This window comes from Thalassospira lucentensis (assembly GCF_001613805.1).
GTDB lineage: Bacteria > Pseudomonadota > Alphaproteobacteria > Rhodospirillales > Thalassospiraceae > Thalassospira > Thalassospira lucentensis_A.
The window spans coordinates 1-5,383 of sequence record NZ_LPVY01000018.1 but is presented as its reverse complement, the minus strand read 5'-3'; the positions used below and the strand labels follow the sequence as shown (position 1 = coordinate 5,383).

The 5,383-nt window shown below is 54.9% G+C and carries 1 protein-coding gene; it reads left to right on the top strand.

From position 1 onward, the window contains the following. Positions 1–5,383 (top strand): beta strand repeat-containing protein (locus AUP42_RS14260; RefSeq protein WP_231858299.1); only part of this gene is annotated, 5,383 nt, incomplete at both ends.

Sequence of the window (5,383 nt, the reverse complement as noted above, 5' to 3'; positions counted from 1 at the left end):
CGATTAGTGGCGTGCCGGAAGGCGCGACTTTGTCGGCGGGTACTGACAATGGTGATGGCACTTGGACGCTGGCTTCGGATGACCTTGATGGTCTGACGATTACGCCAGCGAATGATTTTAGCGGGTCGTTTGATCTGACGGTGACCGCGCAGTCAGCGGATGGTGACGATGTTGCGACCAGAACAGGCAGCATTACGGTTGATGTTGTAGGCGTTGCCGATGCGCCGACACTTGATGTTGCGAATGCATCTGGCAGTGAAGATTCAGCCATCACGCTCGACATTGATGCTGGTCTAACAGATTCATCTGAAGTTCTGACTGTAACCATCTCCGGGGTGCCGGATGGAGCGACTTTGTCTGCCGGAACCGATAATGGTGACGGCAGTTGGACATTGTCTGCTGCGGATCTGAACGGTCTGACGATTACACCTGCGGATGATTTCAGTGGATCGTTTGATCTGACGGTGACGGTGCAGTCAGCGGATGGTGACGATGTTGCTACCACAACAGGCAGCATTACGGTTGATGTTGCCGGTGTCGCCGATGCGTCGACGCTGGAAGTTTCGGATGCATCCGGCAACGAAGATTCTGCCATTGAGCTGGATATAGACGTAGGCCTGACCGATAGCTCCGAAGTTCTAACCGTTACGATTAGTGACGTGCCGGAAGGTGCGACCTTGTCTGCTGGAACAGATAACGGTGACGGCACCTGGACTCTTGGTTCTGATCAGCTCGCAGGTCTGACGATCACGCCAGCAGACGATTTCTCCGGCAGCTTCGAGCTTGGTGTGACCGCAACGTCGGCAGATGGTTCTGATGTCGCAACCACGACCGGCTCAATCACGGTCGATGTTACCGGTGTCGCCGATGCGCCGACATTGGACGTTTCTGATGCCAGTGGTTCGGAAGATTCTGTCATAGCACTTGATATCGACGCGGGTATGACGGATTCCAGCGAAGTACTGACGGTGACCATCTCCGGTGTTCCGGAAGGCGCAACTTTGTCTGCCGGTACTGACAATGATGATGGCAGCTGGACTCTAAGTCCCGATCAGCTTGCAGGCCTGACGATTACACCAGCGGATGATTTTAGCGGATCGTTTGATCTGACGGTGACGGTGCAGTCGGCTGATGATGACGATGTTGCTACCACAACAGGCAGCATTACGGTTGATGTTGCAGGTGTTGCCGATGCTCCGGCGTTGGAAGTTTCGAATGCATCTGGCAACGAAGATTCTGCCATTGCGCTGGATATTGACGCGGGTCTGACGGACTCCAGCGAAGTGCTGACGGTGACCATCTCCGGTGTTCCGGAAGGTGCAACTTTGTCTGCAGGTACCGATAATGGTGACGGCAGTTGGACATTGTCTGCTGCGGATCTGAACGGTCTGACGCTCACGCCTGCGGATGACTTCAGCGGATCGTTTGATCTGACGGTGACCGCGCAGTCAGCGGATGGTGACGATGTTGCGACCACAACAGGCAGCATTACGGTTGATGTTGCAGGCGTTGCCGATGCTCCGACATTGGAGATTTCTGACGCCAGTGGTTTGGAAGATTCGGCTATTGCGCTGGATATCGACGCCGGTCTGACGGACGGTTCCGAAGTTCTCTCCATCACGATCTCTGGTGTTCCGGAGGGGGCAACCCTGTCTGCTGGCACCGACAATGGTGACGGAAGCTGGACGCTGAATTCGACCGAGCTTGAAGGGCTTACAATCCGACCGCCAGAAAATTACAGCGGCAGTTTTGATATCGATATTACCGCGACATCTGCTGATGGTGTGGATATTGCGACGGTTTCCGACACGATCATGGTCAATGTTGCCGCGGTTGCCGATTTGCCGTTGCTTGAGGTACTTGATGCGTCGGGTGATGAAGGTACGGCAATCGCTCTTGATATCGACGCGATCCTTACGGATGCGTCCGAGACACTTTCTGTCACAATCGCAGGTGTGCCGGACGGTGCGGTTTTGTCTGCGGGCACCAACAATGGTGACGGGACATGGACATTGAGTTCAGCCGATCTTGAAGGTCTGACAATAACACCGGGCAACAGTTATTCCGGATCGTTCGATCTGAGCGTTACCGCAACTTCTGTTGATGGCGATGACAGCCAGAGTGTTTCGCAGAACCTGACCGTCGAGGTGATCGACAACCCGAATGATACGGTGTTCGGCACCGGTGGTCGCGATACGATCATTACCGGTGATGGCAACGACTATATCGATGCGGCCGGTGGCCATGACAAAATTTCGTCAGGCGCAGGTGATGACACGATCTATGGCGGCAATGGCAAGGATATAATTGATGCGGGTTCTGGCGATGACTATGTCGAAGCCGGAGGCTCTGACGATATTGTCTATGGCGGAGCTGGCAACGACACCATTTATGGTGGCGGCGGCAAAGATACGATTTCGGGTGGCGACGGTGATGATTACATAGAAGCCGGGAACGCCAATGATATCGTGAACGGTGATGCAGGCAATGACACCATTCTGGGTGGTTCGGGCAAGGATACCCTTGATGGGGGTGACGGCACGGATACGCTTTATGGCGGTAGTTCTAACGACAAGCTGACAGGATCGGGCGATGACAGCCTTTATGGCGAGGCCGGAAATGACGAGATCAATTACACCGTCGATCTGAGCGCAGAGGGAACCGGGATTGTCGATGGCGGTTCAAACACCGATACATTGAAGCTTTATCTGAGTTCGGATCAGCTTTCAGGCGATGGTGTTCTTGAAGCATTGCAGGACCTCAAAGCCCATGTCGAAAGCGGTGAGGGCGGCAGCCTGATGCTTGACGCACTCGGGGTCGAGGTCAGCAATATCGAGAATCTCGAAATTTATGTCGATGGTGCGTTCTATAACCCGGCGGCAGAGGCTCCGGCACTGGATGTCGCTGATGCCACGGGTGCCGAGGATGGCGGCGCGATTGCCCTTGATATTGATGCGTCGCTTGGCGACGCAACCGAAATCCTGAGCATCACCATTTCTGGTGTGCCCGAAGGTGCCACCCTGTCTGCCGGAACCCATAACGGAGACGGTAGTTGGACGCTGGAGGCCGTAGACCTTGAAGGTTTGACGATTACACCGGCCGATGATTACAGCGGTACATTCGATCTTGCCGTTACGGCAACTTCAAGTGCTGGCGAAGATAGTGCATCGACCAGCCAGATCATCAATGTTGATGTCAGTGCAGTTGCAGATACACCGACTTTGACCGTGTCGGATGCATCGGGCAGCGAAGACAGTGCGATTGGTCTGGATGTCGATGCGGGGCTGACAGATACCAGCGAAACAATGACCATCACCATCAGCGGTGTTCCCGATGGGGCCAGCCTGTCGGCTGGGACCAATAACGGCGATGGCAACTGGACATTGAATGCGAGTGATCTCGAAGGCCTGAGCATCACCCCGAGTGGTGATTACAGCGGCAGCTTTGATCTGATCGTCACGGTAACATCGCAGGACGGCAACGACACGGCATCGATCAGCGACACCATTACGATTGCTGTCGCCGGTGTCGCGGACAAGCCAACACTGGATGTATCAAATGTGTCCGGCACCGAAGACAGTGCCATTGCGCTTGATATTGACGCAGGCCTGACAGATGCATCTGAACTCCTGACCGTTACGATCAGTGGCGTTCCGGAAGGTGCCGCCTTGTCGGCAGGTACGGATAACGGCGATGGCAGCTGGACCTTGTCGGCGGCTGACCTGAACGGTCTGACGATCACACCAGCGGATGATTTCAGCGGATCGTTTGACCTGACGGTCACCGCGCAATCTGCGGATGGCAACGATGTTGCGACCACAACAGGTAGCATTACGGTTGATGTTGCAGGTGTTGCCGATGCTCCGAGGCTGGAAGTTTCGGATGCATCTGGTAACGAAGATTCGGCCATTGCGCTCGATATTGACGCAGGCCTGACGGATAGCTCCGAAGTTCTGAGTGTCACGATCAGCGGCGTGCCAGAAGGTGCCGCCTTGTCGGCTGGCACGGACAACGGTGACGGTACATGGACGCTGGGTTCGGATGACCTTGACGGTCTGACGATCACGCCTGCGAATGACTTCAGCGGATCATTTGATCTGACAGTTACTGCGCAGTCTGCGGATGGTGAAGACGTTGCGACTTCGACGGATACGATCACGGTTGATGTCGCAGGTGTTGCTGATGCGCCGACATTGGAGCTCTCTGACGCAAGTGGCTCCGAAGATTCGGCTATTGCGCTGGATATTGATACGGGTCTCACGGACGGCTCAGAAGTTCTGACTGTGACGATTAGTGGTGTTCCTGACGGTGCTACCCTGTCTGCCGGAACCGATAATGGTGATGGAACCTGGACGCTGTCTGCCGAGGATCTGAATGGTCTAACGATCACGCCAGCGAATGATTTTAGCGGTTCGTTTGATTTGACGGTAACCGCGCAGTCGGCAGATGGCGGAGATGTCGCGACCACAACGGGCGGCATCAAGGTTGATGTTGCGGGTGTCGCCGATGCGCCGACACTGGAAGTATCCGATGCAAGCGGATACGAAGACAGGACAATTGCGCTGGACATCGATGCCGGTGTATCGGATTCGAGCGAAACATTGACCGTTACCATTTCTGGTGTCCCGGATGGTGCAATCCTGTCGGCTGGCACAAACAATGGTGATGGAAGCTGGACTCTTGGGGCAGGTGACCTTGATGGGCTCAAGATACGCCCGGCGCACAATTATAGTGGTTCGTTTGATCTTGCGGTCACTGCGCAATCTGCGGATGGAACCGATATCGCAAGTGCGACTGGAGTCATTACGGTCGATGTTGCGGGCGTTGCGGACAGGCCACTGCTTGATGTGTCTGATGCATCTGGTAACGAAGATTCAGCTATCGCTCTGGATATTGATGCATCCCTCACCGATGATAGTGAAGTTCTGACCGTAACGATCAGTGGTGTTCCGGACGGAGCAAGCTTGTCTGCTGGTACCGATAATGGTGATGGAAGCTGGACTCTTGAAGCCGGTGACCTTGAAGGCCTGACGATCACTCCACCCGAAAACTATAGCGGATCATTCGATCTTTCTGTTGTTGCCCACTCGACTGACGGTGATTCCACTGCCTCGACCTCCGACCCGATACGTCTTACACGCGGTTCGCAATCTGGTAATGGCACGATCACGGTAGAGGTCTTGGGAGTTGCCGATGCCCCGACGCTGGAAGTATCGAATGCTTCGGGTAACGAAGATTCGGCTATTGCGCTGGATATTGATGCGGGCCTCATGGACGGTTCAGAAGTCCTGACCATCACGATTAGTGGCGTGCCGGAAGGCGCGACTTTGTCGGCGGGTACTGACAATGGTGATGGCACTTGGACGCTGGCTTCGGATGACCT